Source organism: Pseudoalteromonas sp. R3 (genome assembly GCF_004014715.1).
In the GTDB taxonomy this organism is placed as follows: domain Bacteria; phylum Pseudomonadota; class Gammaproteobacteria; order Enterobacterales; family Alteromonadaceae; genus Pseudoalteromonas.
Genome location: NZ_CP034835.1, coordinates 4,199,711 through 4,218,631, shown reverse-complemented (window position 1 = coordinate 4,218,631; position 18,921 = coordinate 4,199,711). Strand labels below are relative to the sequence as shown.

13 protein-coding genes and 3 rRNA genes are annotated in these 18,921 nt (G+C 48.3%); 13 read left to right on the top strand and 3 right to left on the bottom strand.

Features of this window, described 5'->3' with window-relative positions:
* The first annotated feature begins 14 nt into the window (after positions 1-14).
* A complete protein-coding gene (gene rplQ, locus ELR70_RS23520) occupies positions 15-416 on the top strand; it encodes a 50S ribosomal protein L17 (RefSeq protein WP_010386932.1) in 402 nt (133 codons plus the stop codon).
* A gap of 89 nt (positions 417-505) precedes the next feature.
* Here the strand turns inward: rplQ and ELR70_RS23515 are convergent, their stop codons facing one another.
* Positions 506-1,108 carry an outer membrane beta-barrel protein gene (locus ELR70_RS23515; RefSeq protein WP_054017611.1) on the bottom strand — a complete coding sequence of 201 codons (603 nt, stop codon included), beginning with the start codon at positions 1,106-1,108 and terminating at the stop codon, positions 506-508.
* A gap of 605 nt (positions 1,109-1,713) precedes the next feature.
* Here ELR70_RS23515 and ELR70_RS23510 point away from each other — a divergent pair.
* From ELR70_RS23510 to ELR70_RS23470, 9 genes are all read left to right on the top strand, one after another.
* Positions 1,714-3,246: ribosomal RNA gene (locus ELR70_RS23510) — 16S ribosomal RNA — on the top strand.
* Between the two features lie 278 nt (positions 3,247-3,524).
* Positions 3,525-6,406 (top strand): 23S ribosomal RNA (locus ELR70_RS23505).
* Between the two features lie 182 nt (positions 6,407-6,588).
* Positions 6,589-6,703, top strand: a 5S ribosomal RNA gene (rrf, locus tag ELR70_RS23500).
* Together the 16S, 23S and 5S rRNA genes form the textbook arrangement of a ribosomal RNA operon.
* A gap of 603 nt (positions 6,704-7,306) precedes the next feature.
* A protein-coding gene (locus ELR70_RS23495) for an IS630 family transposase (protein ID WP_128064741.1) occupies positions 7,307-8,336 on the top strand; the annotation gives its coding sequence in 2 pieces (ribosomal slippage) (positions 7,307-7,756 and positions 7,758-8,336; 1,029 coding nt in all).
* 680 nt (positions 8,337-9,016) lie between these two features.
* Positions 9,017-10,564, top strand: coding sequence for a 2-isopropylmalate synthase (gene leuA, locus ELR70_RS23490; protein ID WP_054014971.1), 1,548 nt, complete (start codon positions 9,017-9,019; stop codon positions 10,562-10,564).
* A complete protein-coding gene (gene leuB / locus ELR70_RS23485) occupies positions 10,561-11,637 on the top strand; it encodes a 3-isopropylmalate dehydrogenase (protein WP_054014970.1) in 1,077 nt (358 codons plus the stop codon). The genes leuA and leuB overlap by 4 nt, the downstream gene beginning before the upstream one ends.
* Before the next feature lie 32 nt (positions 11,638-11,669).
* On the top strand, positions 11,670-13,073 hold the full coding sequence (leuC, locus tag ELR70_RS23480; RefSeq protein WP_054014969.1) for a 3-isopropylmalate dehydratase large subunit: 1,404 nt from the start codon (positions 11,670-11,672) through the stop codon (positions 13,071-13,073).
* Positions 13,070-13,669 (top strand): 3-isopropylmalate dehydratase small subunit, encoded by a 600-nt coding sequence (leuD, locus tag ELR70_RS23475; RefSeq protein WP_054014968.1) that lies wholly within the window; start codon positions 13,070-13,072, stop codon positions 13,667-13,669. Before leuC ends, leuD begins: the two co-directional genes overlap by 4 nt.
* 81 nt (positions 13,670-13,750) lie before the next feature.
* A complete protein-coding gene (locus tag ELR70_RS23470; protein WP_054014967.1) occupies positions 13,751-14,338 on the top strand; it encodes a hypothetical protein in 588 nt (195 codons plus the stop codon).
* Positions 14,339-14,388: 50 nt separating this feature from the next.
* Here the strand turns inward: ELR70_RS23470 and ELR70_RS23465 are convergent, their stop codons facing one another.
* Positions 14,389-14,778 carry a hypothetical protein gene (locus ELR70_RS23465; RefSeq protein WP_054014966.1) on the bottom strand — a complete coding sequence of 130 codons (390 nt, stop codon included), beginning with the start codon at positions 14,776-14,778 and terminating at the stop codon, positions 14,389-14,391.
* Between the two features lie 54 nt (positions 14,779-14,832).
* Between ELR70_RS23465 and ELR70_RS23460 the strand changes: the two genes are divergently transcribed.
* Positions 14,833-15,297 carry a TerB family tellurite resistance protein gene (locus ELR70_RS23460; protein WP_235577075.1) on the top strand — a complete coding sequence of 155 codons (465 nt, stop codon included), beginning with the start codon at positions 14,833-14,835 and terminating at the stop codon, positions 15,295-15,297.
* Here the strand turns inward: ELR70_RS23460 and ELR70_RS23455 are convergent.
* A complete protein-coding gene (locus ELR70_RS23455) occupies positions 15,294-15,818 on the bottom strand; it encodes a sigma-70 family RNA polymerase sigma factor (RefSeq protein WP_054014964.1) in 525 nt (174 codons plus the stop codon). The two genes, ELR70_RS23460 and ELR70_RS23455, sit on opposite strands and share 4 nt — an antisense overlap.
* A gap of 359 nt (positions 15,819-16,177) precedes the next feature.
* Between ELR70_RS23455 and ELR70_RS23450 the strand changes: the two genes are divergently transcribed.
* Together ELR70_RS23450 and ELR70_RS23445 are read left to right on the top strand one after the other, a co-directional pair.
* The gene (locus tag ELR70_RS23450) at positions 16,178-18,568 is read left to right on the top strand and encodes a penicillin acylase family protein (RefSeq protein WP_054014963.1); all 2,391 of its coding nucleotides are present in this window, start codon (positions 16,178-16,180) and stop codon (positions 18,566-18,568) included.
* Positions 18,569-18,620: 52 nt separating this feature from the next.
* On the top strand, positions 18,621-18,827 hold the full coding sequence (locus tag ELR70_RS23445) for an MbtH family protein (protein ID WP_269465264.1): 207 nt from the start codon (positions 18,621-18,623) through the stop codon (positions 18,825-18,827).
* Positions 18,828-18,921 lie beyond the last annotated feature (94 nt).

Here is an 18,921-nt window from a genome sequence, read left to right as displayed (position 1 = left end):
AGAAGGATAGGGTCATGCGCCATCGTAAGAGTGGTCGTCAATTAAACCGTAACAGCAGCCATCGCAAAGCGATGTTCAGCAACATGGCTGGTTCTTTGGTGAAGCACGAAATCATCAAAACAACTTTGCCTAAAGCGAAAGAGTTGCGCCGTGTAATTGAGCCTTTAATCACACTGGCTAAGACTGACAGCGTAGCAAACCGTCGTTTAGCGTTTGCTCGCACGCGTGATAAAGAAGTAGTTGGTAAATTGTTCTCTGAGATCGGTCCTCGTTTTGCGGATCGTCCAGGTGGTTACACTCGTATTCTGAAGTGTGGCTTCCGTGCAGGTGACAACGCGCCAATGGCTTACATTGAACTACTAGATCGCCCAGTTGCGACTGAAGAAGTTCAAGAAGACGCGCAGTCTGCAGAGTAAGTCTTACTAGTTAAGACACAGAAAAGCCGGGCATTGCCCGGCTTTTCTACGTTTGGTGAAAAGATTATCACCGTTGCGATAGCACCGTCTTAGAAGTTCCAGTGCAATAAAATACCAAAGTGATCCGCATCTACTTTATTTGCACTTGCCAGTTCATCATTTACAGAATAACTGCCGATCTTTGATACTTCATACTCGACCATGCTGTATCTTAACTCGAGGCTGGCATTCCAGTCTTCGAATGTGTACATGCCTGACACAATGAATTTACCTGCACTATCGAACTCGATATCATTGCCAAAATCATTGTCCAGCTCAACAGACGTATCCAGCCCAGCACCAAGACCAAGTTTCACCTGCTCGCTTACTTTGTAATAAGGGATGGCTTCCCAGGTGAAGCGGCTAAATGTAAGATCGCCGTTTTCTGCATCGGCAGAGTCCATGTGCACTGCTGCATTCAGGCGAATATCAAAGTCTTCGTTAAGTGCGTAGTTAAGTCCACCACCCAGAATGACGCCAGTTCCAGCCTTCACACTGTTGTCACTGTCGTCTTCATAGATTAATGTGCCTAATGTGTCCCCACCTGTGGTATACCCAACGGTTGCAGAAAAGGATAATGGATTGTTGGCTTCTTCTGATGCAAAAGCGGTTGTAGAGAGTGCAGCTAATACAGCTAAACTGAACTTTTTCATGATTTTCCTATTTTAATTACATAAATCCTGCGGGAATTCTGTATAAAAAGATGTGTTTTGTACAGAAATTGAGGAAAACTCTAGAAGTAAAGGTGAATAAATGAGCTTTTCGTTGTGTTTTTGTCCGAACGCACCGTTTTTCTCACTTTTCTTCAAAAAAGGGGTTGCGCTGGGTTTCGATTTCCCTATAATGCGCATCCACCGACACGGGGCACAACGCTGAAAAGCAACAAGCCAAGTGAAGGGAAAGCCAAACGGAAAGCTTAATTAAGAAAAATTAAATTTTCTAGTTGACTTTAAAAGTGAAGCGGTTAATATGGCGCTCCACTTCGCAGCAAGGCTGCGGTAACTAACTAAGGTTAGTTACACCGGGTAACCGGATTATGTTCTTTAAAAATATGAAGCAATCATCTGTGTGGGCACTCGTACAGATTGAGTTCTAACAGCAGATTCTAGTTCGCTAGATGACGCAAACAAATTTAGAGTCTCAATTGAGCTGAGTGACCAACGGAATAAACATAGTTTATTCAGCACAGTCAATTCGATACCGAAAGGTATCAAAATCAGAATTCAATGAGCACGAAACTTTGGTTTCAAAAAACTTTTAATTGAAGAGTTTGATCATGGCTCAGATTGAACGCTGGCGGCAGGCCTAACACATGCAAGTCGAGCGGTAACATTTCTAGCTTGCTAGAAGATGACGAGCGGCGGACGGGTGAGTAATGCTTGGGAACATGCCTTTAGGTGGGGGACAACCATTGGAAACGATGGCTAATACCGCATAATGTCTACGGACCAAAGGGGGCTTCGGCTCTCGCCTTTAGATTGGCCCAAGTGGGATTAGCTAGTTGGTGAGGTAACGGCTCACCAAGGCGACGATCCCTAGCTGGTTTGAGAGGATGATCAGCCACACTGGAACTGAGACACGGTCCAGACTCCTACGGGAGGCAGCAGTGGGGAATATTGCACAATGGGCGCAAGCCTGATGCAGCCATGCCGCGTGTGTGAAGAAGGCCTTCGGGTTGTAAAGCACTTTCAGTCAGGAGGAAAGGTTAGTAGTTAATACCTGCTAGCTGTGACGTTACTGACAGAAGAAGCACCGGCTAACTCCGTGCCAGCAGCCGCGGTAATACGGAGGGTGCGAGCGTTAATCGGAATTACTGGGCGTAAAGCGTACGCAGGCGGTTGATTAAGCGAGATGTGAAAGCCCCGGGCTTAACCTGGGAACTGCATTTCGAACTGGTCAACTAGAGTGTGATAGAGGGTGGTAGAATTTCAGGTGTAGCGGTGAAATGCGTAGAGATCTGAAGGAATACCGATGGCGAAGGCAGCCACCTGGGTCAACACTGACGCTCATGTACGAAAGCGTGGGGAGCAAACAGGATTAGATACCCTGGTAGTCCACGCCGTAAACGATGTCTACTAGGAGCTGGGGTCTTCGGACAACTTTTCCAAAGCTAACGCATTAAGTAGACCGCCTGGGGAGTACGGCCGCAAGGTTAAAACTCAAATGAATTGACGGGGGCCCGCACAAGCGGTGGAGCATGTGGTTTAATTCGATGCAACGCGAAGAACCTTACCTACACTTGACATACAGAGAACTTACCAGAGATGGTTTGGTGCCTTCGGGAACTCTGATACAGGTGCTGCATGGCTGTCGTCAGCTCGTGTTGTGAGATGTTGGGTTAAGTCCCGCAACGAGCGCAACCCTTATCCTTAGTTGCCAGCGATTCGGTCGGGAACTCTAAGGAGACTGCCGGTGATAAACCGGAGGAAGGTGGGGACGACGTCAAGTCATCATGGCCCTTACGTGTAGGGCTACACACGTGCTACAATGGCATATACAGAGTGCTGCGAACTAGCGATAGTAAGCGAATCACTTAAAGTATGTCGTAGTCCGGATTGGAGTCTGCAACTCGACTCCATGAAGTCGGAATCGCTAGTAATCGCGGATCAGAATGCCGCGGTGAATACGTTCCCGGGCCTTGTACACACCGCCCGTCACACCATGGGAGTGGGTTGCTCCAGAAGTGGATAGCTTAACCTTCGGGAGGGCGTTCACCACGGAGTGATTCATGACTGGGGTGAAGTCGTAACAAGGTAGCCCTAGGGGAACCTGGGGCTGGATCACCTCCTTATCGACTTAGAACTGATTTGTTCGAAGTGTCCACACAGATGATTGTTGCTTGGTAAGCTTGCTTACTGAGTAATATTGCTCTTTAAAAATTTGGAAAGCTGATATTAAATTCTCGGAATGACAATGAAAATTGTTGTTCTATAGAGTTTTCGAAAGAAAAATGCCGATTAATCATTCTTTGATTAATTAGCGTCTACTTTAGTATTACTTAACTTCTGGCGAAGTTAAAACTGTCTTTGACACATACACCTCAAAGTAATAAACCACTTCGGGTTGTATGGTTAAGTGACTAAGCGTACACGGTGGATGCCTTGGCAGTTGGAGGCGATGAAGGACGTACTAACTTGCGATAAGCCTAGTCAAGCCAGTAAGAGGCGCTTGAGACTAGGATTTCCGAATGGGGAAACCCGGCCCTTTGGGTCATCGTTAACTGAATACATAGGTTAACGAGGCGAACGCGGAGAACTGAAACATCTAAGTACCCGTAGGAAAAGAAATCAACCGAGATTCCGAAAGTAGCGGCGAGCGAAATCGGATTAGCCCTTAAGCTTTAATGTAGTTAGTGGAACATTCTGGAAAGTATGACGATACAGGGTGACAGTCCCGTACACGACAACTTATTTAAAGTGAAATCGAGTAGGTCGGAGCACGTGAAACTTTGACTGAATATGGGGGGACCATCCTCCAAGGCTAAATACTCCCAACTGACCGATAGTGAACCAGTACCGTGAGGGAAAGGCGAAAAGAACCCCTGTGAGGGGAGTGAAATAGAACCTGAAACCGTGTACGTACAAGCAGTAGGAGCATACTTGTTATGTGACTGCGTACCTTTTGTATAATGGGTCAGCGACTTATATTCTGTAGCAAGGTTAACCATTTAGGGGAGCCGTAGCGAAAGCGAGTCTTAACTGGGCGCTTAAGTTGCAGGGTATAGACCCGAAACCCGGTGATCTAGCCATGGGCAGGTTGAAGGTCAGGTAACACTGACTGGAGGACCGAACCCACTAACGTTGAAAAGTTAGGGGATGACCTGTGGCTAGGAGTGAAAGGCTAATCAAACCGGGAGATAGCTGGTTCTCCCCGAAATCTATTTAGGTAGAGCCTCGGACGAATACTTACGGGGGTAGAGCACTGTTAAGGCTAGGGGGTCATCCCGACTTACCAACCCTTTGCAAACTCCGAATACCGTAAAGTACTATCCGGGAGACACACGGTGGGTGCTAACGTCCATCGTGGAGAGGGAAACAACCCAGACCGTCAGCTAAGGTCCCAAAGTGTATGTTAAGTGGGAAACGATGTGGGAAGGCTAAAACAGCTAGGAGGTTGGCTTAGAAGCAGCCATCCTTTAAAGAAAGCGTAATAGCTCACTAGTCGAGTCGGCCTGCGCGGAAGATGTAACGGGGCTAAACATACCACCGAAGCTACGGCTGCGAACTTAGTTCGCGGGGTAGGGGAGCGTTCTGTAAGTGGCTGAAGGTGTGCCGGGAGGCATGCTGGACATATCAGAAGTGCGAATGCTGACATGAGTAACGATAATGCGGGTGAAAAACCCGCACGCCGGAAGACCAAGGGTTCCTATCCCATGTTAATCAGGGTAGGGTGAGTCGACCCCTAAGGCGAGGCTGAAGAGCGTAGTCGATGGGAAACGGGTTAATATTCCCGTACTTGGTATAAATGCGATGGGGGGACGGAGCAGGCTAGGCAAGCATGGCGTTGGTTGTCCATGTGAAAGGCTGTAGGCTGGTGACTTAGGAAAATCCGGGTCGCTAAGGCTGAGAGTCGAGACGAGCCACTACGGTGGTGAAGTTGTTGATGCCCTACTTCCAGGAAAAGCCTCTAAGCTTCAGTTTATATCGAATCGTACCCTAAACCGACACAGGTGGTCAGGTAGAGAATACTAAGGCGCTTGAGAGAACTCGGGTGAAGGAACTAGGCAAAATTGTACCGTAACTTCGGGAGAAGGTACGCTCTTGTTTGTGAAGGACTTGCTCCGTAAGCAGACGAGAGCCGCAGTGACCAGGTGGCTGGGACTGTTTATTAAAAACACAGCACTGTGCAAAATCGTAAGATGACGTATACGGTGTGACACCTGCCCGGTGCCGGAAGGTTAATTGATGGGGTTAGCTTAGGCGAAGCTCTTGATCGAAGCCCCGGTAAACGGCGGCCGTAACTATAACGGTCCTAAGGTAGCGAAATTCCTTGTCGGGTAAGTTCCGACCTGCACGAATGGTGTAACCATGGCCACGCTGTCTCCACCCGAGACTCAGTGAAATTGAAATCGCAGTGAAGATGCTGTGTACCCGCGGCTAGACGGAAAGACCCCGTGAACCTTTACTACAGCTTGGCACTGAACATTGACCCTACATGTGTAGGATAGGTGGGAGGCTTTGAAGCGCGCACGCTAGTGCACGTGGAGCCGACCTTGAAATACCACCCTTGTAGTGTTGATGTTCTAACTTAGGCCCCTAATCGGGGTTGAGGACAGTGCCTGGTGGGTAGTTTGACTGGGGCGGTCTCCTCCCAAAGAGTAACGGAGGAGCACGAAGGTTGGCTAAGTACGGTCGGACATCGTACGGTTAGTGTAATGGTAGAAGCCAGCTTAACTGCGAGACAGACACGTCGAGCAGGTACGAAAGTAGGTCATAGTGATCCGGTGGTTCTGAATGGAAGGGCCATCGCTCAACGGATAAAAGGTACTCCGGGGATAACAGGCTGATACCGCCCAAGAGTTCATATCGACGGCGGTGTTTGGCACCTCGATGTCGGCTCATCACATCCTGGGGCTGAAGTCGGTCCCAAGGGTATGGCTGTTCGCCATTTAAAGTGGTACGCGAGCTGGGTTTAGAACGTCGTGAGACAGTTCGGTCCCTATCTGCCGTGGGCGTTTGAGAATTGAGAGGGGCTGCTCCTAGTACGAGAGGACCGGAGTGGACGAACCGCTGGTGTTCGGGTTGTCATGCCAATGGCATTGCCCGGTAGCTACGTTCGGAATCGATAACCGCTGAAAGCATCTAAGCGGGAAGCGAGCCTCGAGATGAGTTCTCACTTTAACTTAGAGTTAACTAAAGGGCCGTTGAAGACTACAACGTTGATAGGCGAGATGTGGAAGTGGTGTGAGCCATTGAGCTAACTCGTACTAATTACCCGTGAGGCTTAACCATACAACGCCAAAGTGGTTTTGTTTGTTAGAAGTTAAGAAATAAAGTAGACGAAAGAATTTAATACGCTTTCCGAATTTAAGCACTGTGAATAGATGAGCTCTAATGAGAAATCAGTTCACCTTGCGCAAATGAAATGCTCGCACACAGCGCGATGTCATTAACCATTTGCACGAAAGAATTTGCTTGGTAACCATAGCGTTTTGGAACCACCTGACTCCATGCCGAACTCAGTAGTGAAACGAAATAGCGCCGATGATAGTGTGGGGTTTCCCATGTGAAAGTAGGACATTGCCAAGCTCCTAATAAAAGAAACCCGTTGCAGCAATGCAGCGGGTTTTTTGCTATGTGTGATTAAGAAAGTGCTGATGAGCTGTAGCTGTAGATAGAATAGCATCGCCTATTCATCCATGAAGCTGGGTCCCATCGCGCATCTCGATAATTGCTCCTGCATTATTCTACTTCCCCACATCCATGTGGGTCCTTGCGCTCATCTCAATGAGCTGCGAAGCGTTGCTTCGGTCTCATTTCGTCCATGTGAAAGTAGGACATCGCCAGGGCCTTATAAGTAGGTCGATGAAAGACATTCATCCATGAATATCATCGACATTAGTACTTCCATGTACGTCAAACCCGTTGCAGCAATGCAGCGGGTTTTTTGCTATGTGTGATTAAGAAAGTGCTGATGAGCTGAAGCTGTAGATAGAATAGCATCGCCTATTCATCCATGAAGCTGGGTTGGATGGTGGAATAGGTCTGCGTTCTCTAAAATGGCTTATTTCACCTTGCGCAAAGTAAATGCACTCACGTTGCTCGCTGTCATTGTACTTTGCACTTAATACCAATTTGATTAAATTTATGATCTAATATCAAAATCCAATTTTCATCATTGTGATAGTGATTTTGCAGCCCTCTGAATTTATTAAGCTCTCCAAACAGACTAAAGACCCAAGAAAGAAAGTGCGTATACTCGCACTGGCTCATTTCTTTGAAGGTAAATCTCGCTATCAGATTGCTGAATACCTGAAGGTCAGTCGTACTAGCGTGAACAAATGGGTCAAAGACTATCTCGATTATGGATTAGAGGGCCTGGAAGACCTGCCTCGCTCGGGCCGTCCTTGCAAACTGGGTGGTGCACAACTGAAGCAGCTTAAAGCATATGTACTCGACTCTATAGACCGCACGGAAGGTGGTCGGCTAACACTAGAAGATATTCAGCAGTATATATCTGAGTCTTTTCACATAGAATACGAGTTATCAGCCGTTCACAGATTGTTGAAAAGACAAAACTTCTCATGGATCAGCAGCCGGTCAATACACCCTAAAGGAAACCAGGCTCACCAAGAAGCTTTTAAAAAACTTCGAGCTGGAAACGATCCTTCACACCCCGGGACACCTGCTTCCTGAACGCATTGATGTGTGGTTTCAGGACGAAGCACGATTTGGTCAGCAAACTTCAACAACAAAAGTTTGGGCTGAAAAAAGCTCACGTCCAAGAGTTGTAAAGCAGCAACAATTCGAATATGCCTATCTATTTGGTGCAGTGTGTCCAACAACTGGTGAAACAGAAGCACTCATCTCACCTATAGTGAATAAAGAAGTCATGTATTCTCACCTGGAGCAAATATCACAAAGGACTCAACCAGGAAGAATGGCTGTGGTCGTCATGGATCGCGCAGCCTGGCACTTCAAAGATGGTTTGGTAAAAGGCCTGGAGAATGTAGTGATCATTAGGCTGCCACCTTATTCTCCAGAGTTAAACCCCATAGAACAAGTGTGGAGTTGGCTCAGACAACATAAGTTATCAAACAGAACCTTTGCAAACTACGATGGCATTCTGGATCAGGTCAGCGAAGCATGGAATGCGTTTATCTCATGTGCTGACAGGGTGAAATCATTGTGCTTTAGGGACTGGATAAATCTGACCAGTTAATTAGTCAAAATGGTATTAGGCTTTTTTGCTATGTGCGTTTTAGCTCAAAGATTTTTTAGTTGATAACGCCGACATTTCTCCATTCAAACAGGTCTACACTACCGTCACCGCGCACTGGATGCGGGATCTACCAAAAGGCCACATCAAGTGCATGACATTGGCTCCTTACCAAACACACTTACGAGTCGGGCCTGGTTCAACCTCAGAACAACGACAAAGCAAGAGCGGAGTCGGATGTAGCATGAGTTGCTGTTCGAACAAGCCGCAGGCACTGCAAACTCAGTGCTTTTACGGAGATTAACAAAATAATTGCCCCTATTTTCAATAAATTTAAATCACCCTAGTTTCAGACTCTCATGCGTTCAATTTCTAATGACCTTAGACTTTGGGTATTAAAGTGCCTTTATTGTTATTTAATGGGAATTAAAGTTTCTTTATGTTGTGCTATAAATCGACTTTTGTGAAATAAATATGCTTGATCTGAAGTTTTTGACCATGTTAAAACATAGGCAATTCATCAACAGGACCAATGCCCATATGCAAATTATTACGTTGTCACTATTGCTTAACCTCTTACTGCTTAGCTGTAAGAGCGGGGCGTAGTTGCGCGTAAGGGCAGCAATACGATAAACCCCGCACATTGTGCGGGGTTTTTTTATGCTTAAACGAGGACATCAGGTATGCAAGACAAGGTTTGGATATTCGATACAACATTAAGAGACGGAGAGCAGGCACTTAAAGCCAGTCTGACCGAAGAGGATAAAATTCTACTCGCGCATACCATTAGTCGTTTAAATGTTGATGTGATGGAAGTTGGTTTCCCGGTTTCAAGTCCGGCGGACTTTCGTGCGGTACAGCGCATTGCCAAGGAAATAAGCGGACCAAGCATTTGCGGCTTGGCACGTGCTGTGAGTAAAGACATTGAGGCCTGTGGTGAGGCACTGAGACCGGCTGAGAAAAGCCGTATTCATACTTTTATTGCCACAAGTCCATTGCACCTGGAACATAAACTCAGAATGTCCCTGGATGATGCAACGGAGATGGCGGTTAAATCGATTAAGCTGGCGCGTAACTACACCGATGATGTTGAGTTCTCTTGTGAAGATGCAAGCCGCACTCCGTTTGATGATTTGTGTCGCGTTGTTGAGCGGGCCATCGATGCAGGCGCCAGCACTATAAATCTGCCTGATACAGTGGGCTATGTAACACCTGATGAATATGCAGCAATGATCCACCATATCCGCAACAATGTTCCAAATATCGATAAAGCGCGTCTTAGTGTGCATTGTCATAACGATTTAGGATTGGCTGTCGCAAACTCCATCGCAGCAGTGCAGGCTGGTGCAAGACAAATCGAATGTACTATCAATGGTATTGGTGAGCGTGCAGGTAACTGTTCACTGGAAGAAGCAGCCATGATCCTGAAAATGCGAGAAGATCATTTACAAGTAGGGTGTGATATTCGCAGCGAAGAAATATATCGGGCATCACGTCAGGTCGCCAAGATCTGCAATATGCCGGTGCAGCCAAATAAAGCCATCGTGGGAGAAAACGCCTTTGCTCACAGCTCTGGCATCCACCAGGACGGGGTATTAAAGGCGCAAAATACCTATGAAATTATGTCTCCGGAAACCGTTGGCGTGCCAAATAACCAGTTGAATATGACTTCACGCTCCGGTCGCCATGTTATTGAGCATCGTCTGAGCGAGCTGGGCTATCAAAAATCTGATTACGACATGGACTCACTCTATGAGAGCTTTTTGGCATTGGCTGATCAGAAGGGCACAGTATATGACTATGACCTTGAAGCAATGATCCACTTTAATCAAATTACTGACAAAGACAGTTTTTACCAGCTGCAGTTTGTGAATGCGTCGTCGAATTCTCAGTCTATTGCTAGTGCAACCGTTGGGATTGCAATGGGCGAGCAACTAAAACAGGAAGCAGCCACGGGTAATGGCCCGGTAGAGGCTGCATTTCTGGCGCTTGAGAGGATCACCGGTAAAGCTGTTGATATTGTTGAGTATAACCTGGATGCCACCGGCCAGGGGGCAAGCTCATTAGGACAGGTCGATATGATAGCCAAATATGATGGTCGTCAGTATCACGGTACCGGGTTGGCTGCGGATGTTGTAGAAGCCTCAGTACACGCCATGATCCACGTTTATAACTTAATTCACAGAGCCGCCAAGGTCTCGAGTTTGAAACAACAAAGGAAAGCAGGATGAGTCAATCAAATTATCAGATAGCCGTATTAGCCGGTGATGGCATTGGACCTGAGGTCATGGCTGCCGCTGAGCTGGTGCTCGATAAAGTCAGTGAGGTATTCGGTATTGGCTTACAGCGTCAACACCATGCTATCGGTGGTGCAGCCATTGATGAATATGGCGTCGCGTTGCCCCCAGCAACACTGGCTGCGTGTGAAGCATCAGATGCGATTTTGTTTGGTTCAGTCGGCGGGCCTAAGTGGGAACATTTACCGCCTCAGGAGCAGCCTGAGCGCGCTTCTTTGTTACCGCTGAGAAAACACTTCGGGCTGTTTTGTAATCTGCGTCCGGCTCAGTTATTACCGGCACTGAGTGCAGCTTCTCCGTTACGTGCTGACATTAGTCAGCAGGGCTTTGATATTTTGTGTGTTCGCGAGCTAACCGGCGGTATCTATTTTGGTGAGAAGGGTCGCGAAGGGACGGGGCCTGATGAAGCCGCTTTTGATACTCAGCGTTACAGTCGCTATGAAATTGAACGCATTGCCCGTTTTGCGTTTGAAGCTGCCAGACTGCGCAGTAATCGGGTTACCTCTGTTGATAAAGCCAATGTCCTGGCGTCGAGCGTGTTATGGCGCGAAGTCGTGTGTGAGGTAAGCAAAGATTATCCGGATGTGGAACTGGAGCACATCTATATTGATAACGCTGCAATGCAGCTGGTAAAACAGCCCGGACAGTTTGATGTGCTGCTGTGTGACAACTTGTTTGGTGACATCTTGTCGGATGAATGCGCCATGATCACGGGCTCTATGGGGTTGCTACCGTCAGCGAGCCTGAATCAATCGGGTTTTGGTCTGTATGAACCGGCAGGCGGATCTGCCCCCGATATCGCAGGTAAAGGCATTGCCAATCCAATCGCACAGATCCTCAGTGCCGCGCTGATGTTGCGTTATTCATTGGCACAGGATGAGGCGGCAAGGCGCATTGAAAAGGCGGTGGCGGAAGCTGTGGCGGCCGGCGTGGGCACACCGGATATTTACCCAGCTGCTGGTTACACCACCCTGGACGTAGCCCATGCAATTGTCGAGCGAATTTAACCTGATCTCAGATTAACAACAGGATGTAGCAAGTGGCACACACATTATACGACAAAATCTGGCAGGCGCATGTGGTCGCCAGTATTAACGAGCAAACCGATTTACTGTATATCGACAGGCACCTGGTGCATGAAGTCACCTCACCTCAGGCGTTTGCTGGCCTGCGTGAAAAGAACCGTACAGTGCGCTGTCCGCATAAAACCTTTGCGACCATGGATCACAATGTGTCGACCAAAAGCCGCTCTATCGATGCAGCAAGTGAGGTCAGCAAGAATCAGCTTCAGGCACTGGCACAGAACTGTCAGGAATTCGGCATTGAACTTTATGATCTGAACTCTGTGAATCAGGGCATTGTGCATGTGATGGGGCCTGAACAGGGGATCACATTGCCAGGCACAACCATAGTTTGTGGCGACAGCCACACCTCGACGCACGGGGCTTTTGGGGCGCTGGCTCATGGCATCGGTACCTCTGAAGTGGAGCATGTACTGGCCACTCAGACACTTCAGCAGAAGAAAGCCAGATCACTGAAAATAGAGATCACTGGCACGCTGCGACCCACAGTCACGGCGAAGGATCTGATCATGGCCGTGATCGGTAAACTTGGCACGGCCGGTGGCACCGGTTTTGTGGCGGAGTTTTGTGGCACGGCCATTGAGGCTTTATCGATGGAAGCGCGCATGACATTGTGTAACATGAGCATTGAGATGGGCGCGAAGGCTGGACTGATCGCCCCGGATCAGACCACTTACGATTATCTCAAAGGCCGTCCTTTCGCACCGCAGGGAAAAGACTTTGAACAGGCTGTGGCCTATTGGCAAACCTTGCATTCCGATCCTGATGCTGTCTTCGACAGCGAAGTGATCATCAGCGCCGACGAGATCCAGCCGCAGGTAACCTGGGGTACCAGCCCCGAGCAAGTGATCGGGATTGATGAAGTTATTCCGGATCCGGAAACTGAGCCGGATCTAATCAAGGCCGAAGCCATGCGCAGTGCGCTGCGTTACATGGGCCTGCGTGCGGGTCAGAAATTGACCGATGCGAAGGTAGATACGGTGTTTATAGGCTCGTGTACTAATAGCCGTATTGAAGACTTGCGTGCCGCCGCTCAGGTTGTGGCGGGTAAACAGGTTGCCAGTGGCGTTGAAGCTTTGATTGTACCTGGTTCTGGTCTGGTCAAGCAGCAGGCCGAACAAGAGGGCCTTGCGGATATTTTTATGGCGGCAGGCTTTGAGTGGCGTGAACCGGGTTGCTCTATGTGCCTGGCGATGAATGATGATCGCCTGGGGATGGGTAAACGCTGTGCATCAACCTCAAACCGAAACTTTGAAGGACGCCAGGGGCGCGGTGGCAGAACTCATTTAGTGAGCCCTGCGATGGCAGCAGCCGCGGCAATTGCGGGTCACTTTACCGATATTCAAGGAGAGCAGGCATGAGCGTATTTCACCGCGGACTACTGGCACCGCTGGATAAAAACAATGTCGACACGGATCAGATCATTCCGAAGCAATTTTTAACCTCAACCAGCAGAGAAGGGTTTGATAAGGCACTCTTTTACGACTGGCGCTACACAGAACAGGGCGAGCCGGATCCGGACTTTATTCTTAATGCGCCGCAATATCAGGGTGCCAGCGTGTTGCTGACACGGGATAACTTTGGCTGTGGTTCTTCTCGGGAACACGCGCCGTGGGCGTTGAAACAGTATGGCTTTACCGTGATTTTGGCACAGAGTTTTGCCGATATCTTTTTCAATAACTGCGGTAATAATCAGATGCTTTGTATTAGCTTGCCTGCGAGCACTTTGGATAGCTTGTTTGGCTTGTGTGAGCGCCAGGCAGATATTCAGATTGAAGTTGACTTAGCAGAGCAGCAACTGCGCAGTGAATACTTTGCCCCGATTGCATTTGATGTTCGCTCGGACATTAAAGCGCGACTTCTCAGTGGACTGGACTTTATCGGTGAGACCGAGCAATTAAACGTCCAAATAGATGCGTTTGAACAACAGCTTCAGGTTGCACGTCCGTGGCAGTAGCTGTTTGATCACCGCATTTAATTGGCAAAGGCCGCTAAGTGGATTACGCTGCGGCCTTTATTATTTTTTAGGAACATTGATATGAAACTTGTTTATGCAGCTGCTTTGCTGGTCAGTGGCACAGTCATGGCACGTCCGGCGCCTTTAGTCTCTATCCCAACGCATGATGCGTTCTTTGCTCAAATCAAACAACATTGTGGTAAAGCGTATGAAGGTAAGGTGACAGTTGACAATCAAGGGCCCAGTGCGTTCAGTGATGCTCGCCTGATCATGCATGTGCGTCGTTGTAACGATCAAGAGCTGCAAATTCCGTTTCATGTAGGACAAAATGCTTCGCGCACCTGGATCATTACCAAGACAGGTAGTGGTCTGAGCCTGAAGCACGACCACCGTCATAAGGATGGCAGTGATGATGAGTCGACTATGTACGGCGGCCATACAGTCGACGCGGGCTACAACAATGTGCAATCTTTTCCTGCGGATCAGTACTCCAAAGAGTTATTTGTAAAGCGTGGTATTCCACAGTCAGTGGGTAACACCTGGCAAATGTACATTTACGATGAGCGCTTTACCTATCGTCTGGTCAGAGAGGGGCGTGAATTTAGAGTTGATTTCGATTTGACTAAACCTGTTCAGGCACCGAAAGCGCCTTGGGGTTATCAGGATTAACATAGGTACCTTGCTGGCTCAGTGCAAGGCACTGAGCTGAGCGAGTGGCATCACAACGGGTTTTTCACACAGCGCACTTCGACTTGCAAGTCAGGCTCATATGGCCTGGGATTAGTGGGCAGTCGCTCAAAGCTCTGAACGCCCGCAATCAGCACTAATTGTGGTACCTGACCCTGACACAAACGTTGGCTGTGCCTCAGTAAAAACACACTTTGTTGCAAAAAGTGCTGATAGCTATCTGATTTTATCTGTAAATAGTAATGGTCGTCATTATACTTAATTTGTTCGTAGTGCACTTTGTGATCGAAGTCGTAAAGCTTTTCGACTACGCCATTGGGCGGAGGTGTGTAGCTACTACAGGCACTGACAAGTAAAGAGAGTACGGCCAGAAGGGGTAACCGCCATTGTTGTTTGATTGCCTGAAAAAAGAAATGTGGCATACAAAAACCTGCTAATCCATTATCGTCTTGCTAGAAGTGTAACATATTTAGGAGGTGCACTTGTTTGCGCAACTGAGAAAGTTCATAAATACCCTGGCTGAGCAACCCGATTCAGATCAGGCGCCTGATTTTACCACCGCATTGGCGGCGCTGATGGTTGAGATTATGCGTGCAGACGGTGAAGTACATGCTGATGAGTGCCATATGATAGCTCGGCTGCTGACTCAGCACAGTGGGATTTCAACACAGGCCAGTGAGCTGATCCGCGATCAGGCGATTGACATGGTCAATGAAGCCATAGATTTACATCGCTTTGTACGGGTCGTAAATGACCATACCGGTGAACTTGAGCGCATAGAAGTGATAGAGCTGCTGTGGCTGGTTGCTTTTGCCGATGGCCGCCTGGACCCGCATGAAGAGCATATGGTCAGGAAGATAGCAGGTCTACTCTATGTAGCACATGCTGATTTTATCTCGGCAAAACTCACCGCTCGTCAGCAGCTCAAACTTGTTGATTAGTGGGTAAGCTGCGCCGTCCCCAACTCGGTTTTGCAAGACTGAATAGCCTCTTTAATCAGAAAGTTAACTAGGGTTGGGGAAATACAATACATTTGAGCAATTTCTTTTTGTTTTAATCGGCCATCTCGATAAAAGCTCACCACATTTTGGTGACGTGTTGAGAGCTTAGCAATCGTGTGGTTTACCTTCTCTGACATTTGCTCATCAATGAAGCGTGTTTCAATGTTGGAATCTTCATCATCAAAGTGCTCGCCATGCACGGACTCCATATCAACCAGACTTTCCCGACTCTGCTTACGCAGCATATCGATAGCAATGTTGCGGGCAACCTGATAGCAAAAACTCTTGGAGTTTTTAACCTGGCAGTTTTGACAGGCTGACATGCCAGACAGGCGAATAAAGGTATCTTGTAACGCATCCTCAGCGAGATAGGGGCAACGCAGAATATTATTCAGATAAGCAAGTAGCTTGGCTTCGTTTTCTGCAATGACATTTGACCACTTTTCTTGCGACTGCGGCACGGTAATTTCTCCTGATGTATTTGATTTAGATCCGTTATAACGAATGATAATAGTTATCAGTTGCGCATTATTTATATTTTGTATTCACAAGTCAAGTGTGTTTCTGGTTGTTGTAGCAAATATTGCGAAAGTGTGTTCGGCAGGGGGCTGGCGGGTTGGGTGCTCAGTGGATTGATTAGGAGATAGTGAGTTCGTTTGTGTTTGAATTTTAAATAATTGCCATGGCAATGAGCATTGGGTCTAACACTATTTGGTTGCCAGCCCTGTTTTTTTTAATCTTTTATGACGTCTACAAGGAGGGCCTGCGACGAGATTTATCGTCATAGGCTGCTGTGTAATTTGTAACCAAAAGGATTAATATGAACTTTTTTAAGTTGAGTATGGCTGGTTTATCAATCTGCATGGGGAGCGCGGTTGCTGCTCAACAAGCAGCCTCCACACCAGCACATTTTAACGCCCAGGAATCTGTTAGGATCACTCGCACGCATCTGGGTATTGCACACGTAAAAGCAGATACTTTGTACGGACTTGGATATGGTAATGCCTTTGCGCAGGCGCAGGATCATGCCTGCATACTGGCCGACGGTTATCTGCGTCAGCGAGGGGAGCGCGCCAAATACCTGGGGGCGCACCGCCGGGGCCAGGATAATTACTATTTATACTCAGATATTGGGTATCGGATCCTGGATTTGCCTGGGCGCGTCGCACAGCATTACGATCAGATGTCGGACAACAGTAAAGCGCTGGCGGAAGGGTTTGCGGCTGGGTATAACCACTTTCTGAGCGAAGTCGCAGCAGGTCGAGAAACACTGGATCAGGCATGTCGAGACCAGTCCTGGGTTAAGCCCATCACCGCACATGATGTTGTCTCTAGTCTAATGCTGATGAGCGTACAAGGCAGCTTAGGGCGCATGTTGCCTATGCTGATCCAGGCTGCGCCACCTCAGTCTGATAGTCTGAGCGGAGTCGATGTGGTGTCAGAGTCTGTTGGTGATATCACTCAAGGTTCCAATGGATGGGCACTGGGTCAGTCGGTCACAGCCAACGGACGAGGTATGGTGCTGGCCAACCCGCATTTCCCGTTTAATGGTAACTCTCGTTTTTGGACGCATCATGCAACGATCCCGGGAGAGTTGGATGTTATGGGCGCGTCCGTTGTTGGTGTGCCCGGCGTCGTGAATATTGGCTTCAATCGCAATTTAGCCTGGACGCACACTTTTTCCAGTGCTTTGCACCATGTGTTTTACCGCCTGACGATGGACCCGAATAACCCGCTTCGTTATCGGTACGAAGGACAGTGGCGCGATCTACAAACCCGTCAAATCCAAATCCCGGTTAAAACTGCTGGCGGGATCGAGACACATGAGCACACCGCTTACACAACCCATTTTGGTTTTCTACTGGAAGATGCACAAAACTTTCCCTGGCAAGGGAGCGTTGCTTTTGCCGTTCGTGATGTCAACCTGGAGAACTTTGAGGCCATAGATCATTGGCTCGCTTACAATAAGGCTGCTTCAATAGATGAATTAGCAGCAGCATCAGCACGTTATAATGGATTATCCTTTAACAATACACTCGCCGCTGACAGGCTGGGAGAGACGTTTTATACCGATGACTCTAACGTGCCAGACTTGTCACCTGTGGCATTAGAGTGGCTGCGCACCGATCCATTTACAGCCGCAGTGTTTGCGTCGACGGGCCAGGTTGTATTGCCTGGTGATCGCAGTGATATGATATTTAATGGCGCCATCGATTTAGATAAGTCTCCCTCTCTCAGGCGCCGTGATTATGTGCAAAACTCCAATGACTCATTCTGGTTAACCAATCCGGAGCAACCCATCCGGGAGGTGTCTCCCTTATTTGGCAAGGTAGATGCAAAACAATCGGAGCGCAGCCGGTACGCACATGAGTTGCTTAATACGCAGCGTGGCCGGGATGGCCGTTTCGACTTGTCTGAGTTAGAAAAAGTCATACTGGGCAATGGCAGTTATTATGCCGATCAACGAGCGGTGGTTGCAGGCCTGTGTCAACACTATGGCGGTCAGACCCTGGTGTTAAGCGAGCAAGTCAGCGCTCAGGTGGACCCTATCTGTGCGGCATTTGCACAATGGGATGGCCAATTTAACCTGGATTCTAAAGCCGCCCACCTTGCCCGAGAGTTTTTTAGAGCGCTGGATACGAGCCAGGATTTCGTTGTACCGTTTGACGCAACTCAGCCAACCACCACGCCACACACCCTGAAAAGTGAGCGCACTATTCTTGAGAAGCTGCTGAGTGCTGGTGTCAATTTACAACATTATGGATTCGCACTGGATGCACCTTACGGCGAGATCCAATACCTGCGTAAAGGAAGCGAGCGTATGGCTTGGCCTGGTCCGGATCACAGCAGCGGTGGATTTAACATGTTTGCCCCGGCCAATGGCATGGATCTCACCAGCTTTGCCAAGCCCGCTCCCACGCCACTGACCAGCATAGTTGACGGTCAGCCGTTGTGGTCTGAATTAACCCGTGACGGTTATGAGGTTAACTATGGCTCCAGCTGGATGATGGTGGTGGGCTTTGATTACTGGGGACCTGTGGCCAAAGGCTTGTTACTTCATTCTCAAAGCGCTAACCGTAACTCAGTGCACTTCAGTGACAGTAGCCGGCGCTATGCCCAGCAAGGCGGTCTGATCACCTTGCCATTTTACCCCTGGCAAATTGCGCTCAGTGCCATCAGCAGTACCAAACTGATTGTGAAAAAAGACTAAAAAACCCAGGCTGTCGCGCGTCACTATGCCGACAGTCTGATTTTTGGAGAATATGATGAGCTTTGACAATGAAAATGGCACCTTCAAGGTATTGGTCAACCACGAAGAGCAATATTCACTCTGGCCCAGCTATAAAAGCGTTCCGGGTGGCTGGAAAGACGTGGGTGTGGAAGGTGATAAAGAGACCTGTCTGGCCTACATCAATGAACACTGGACCGATATGCGTCCACTCAGCCTTCGCCAGGCAATGGAACAGTAACTCTTCTTTCGCGTATTGTGATGGGTATTGAGGTACTCATAGTGATGCGCACCTGGCTAATACAGGGGATTGTATGCCCCTGCCTCCCTGTCTG

Excerpts from the sequence above, each read along its gene's own strand:
- rplQ (WP_010386932.1), top strand. The coding sequence starts at position 15 with ATGCGCCATCGTAAGAGTGGTCGTCAATTAAACCGTAACAGCAGCCAT.
- ELR70_RS23515 (WP_054017611.1), bottom strand. The coding sequence starts at position 1,108 with ATGAAAAAGTTCAGTTTAGCTGTATTAGCTGCACTCTCTACAACCGCT.
- leuA (WP_054014971.1), top strand. The coding sequence starts at position 9,017 with ATGCAAGACAAGGTTTGGATATTCGATACAACATTAAGAGACGGAGAG.
- leuB (WP_054014970.1), top strand. The coding sequence starts at position 10,561 with ATGAGTCAATCAAATTATCAGATAGCCGTATTAGCCGGTGATGGCATT.
- leuD (WP_054014968.1), top strand. The coding sequence starts at position 13,070 with ATGAGCGTATTTCACCGCGGACTACTGGCACCGCTGGATAAAAACAAT.
- ELR70_RS23470 (WP_054014967.1), top strand. The coding sequence starts at position 13,751 with ATGAAACTTGTTTATGCAGCTGCTTTGCTGGTCAGTGGCACAGTCATG.
- ELR70_RS23465 (WP_054014966.1), bottom strand. The coding sequence starts at position 14,778 with ATGCCACATTTCTTTTTTCAGGCAATCAAACAACAATGGCGGTTACCC.
- ELR70_RS23450 (WP_054014963.1), top strand. The coding sequence starts at position 16,178 with ATGAACTTTTTTAAGTTGAGTATGGCTGGTTTATCAATCTGCATGGGG.
- ELR70_RS23445 (WP_269465264.1), top strand. The coding sequence starts at position 18,621 with ATGATGAGCTTTGACAATGAAAATGGCACCTTCAAGGTATTGGTCAAC.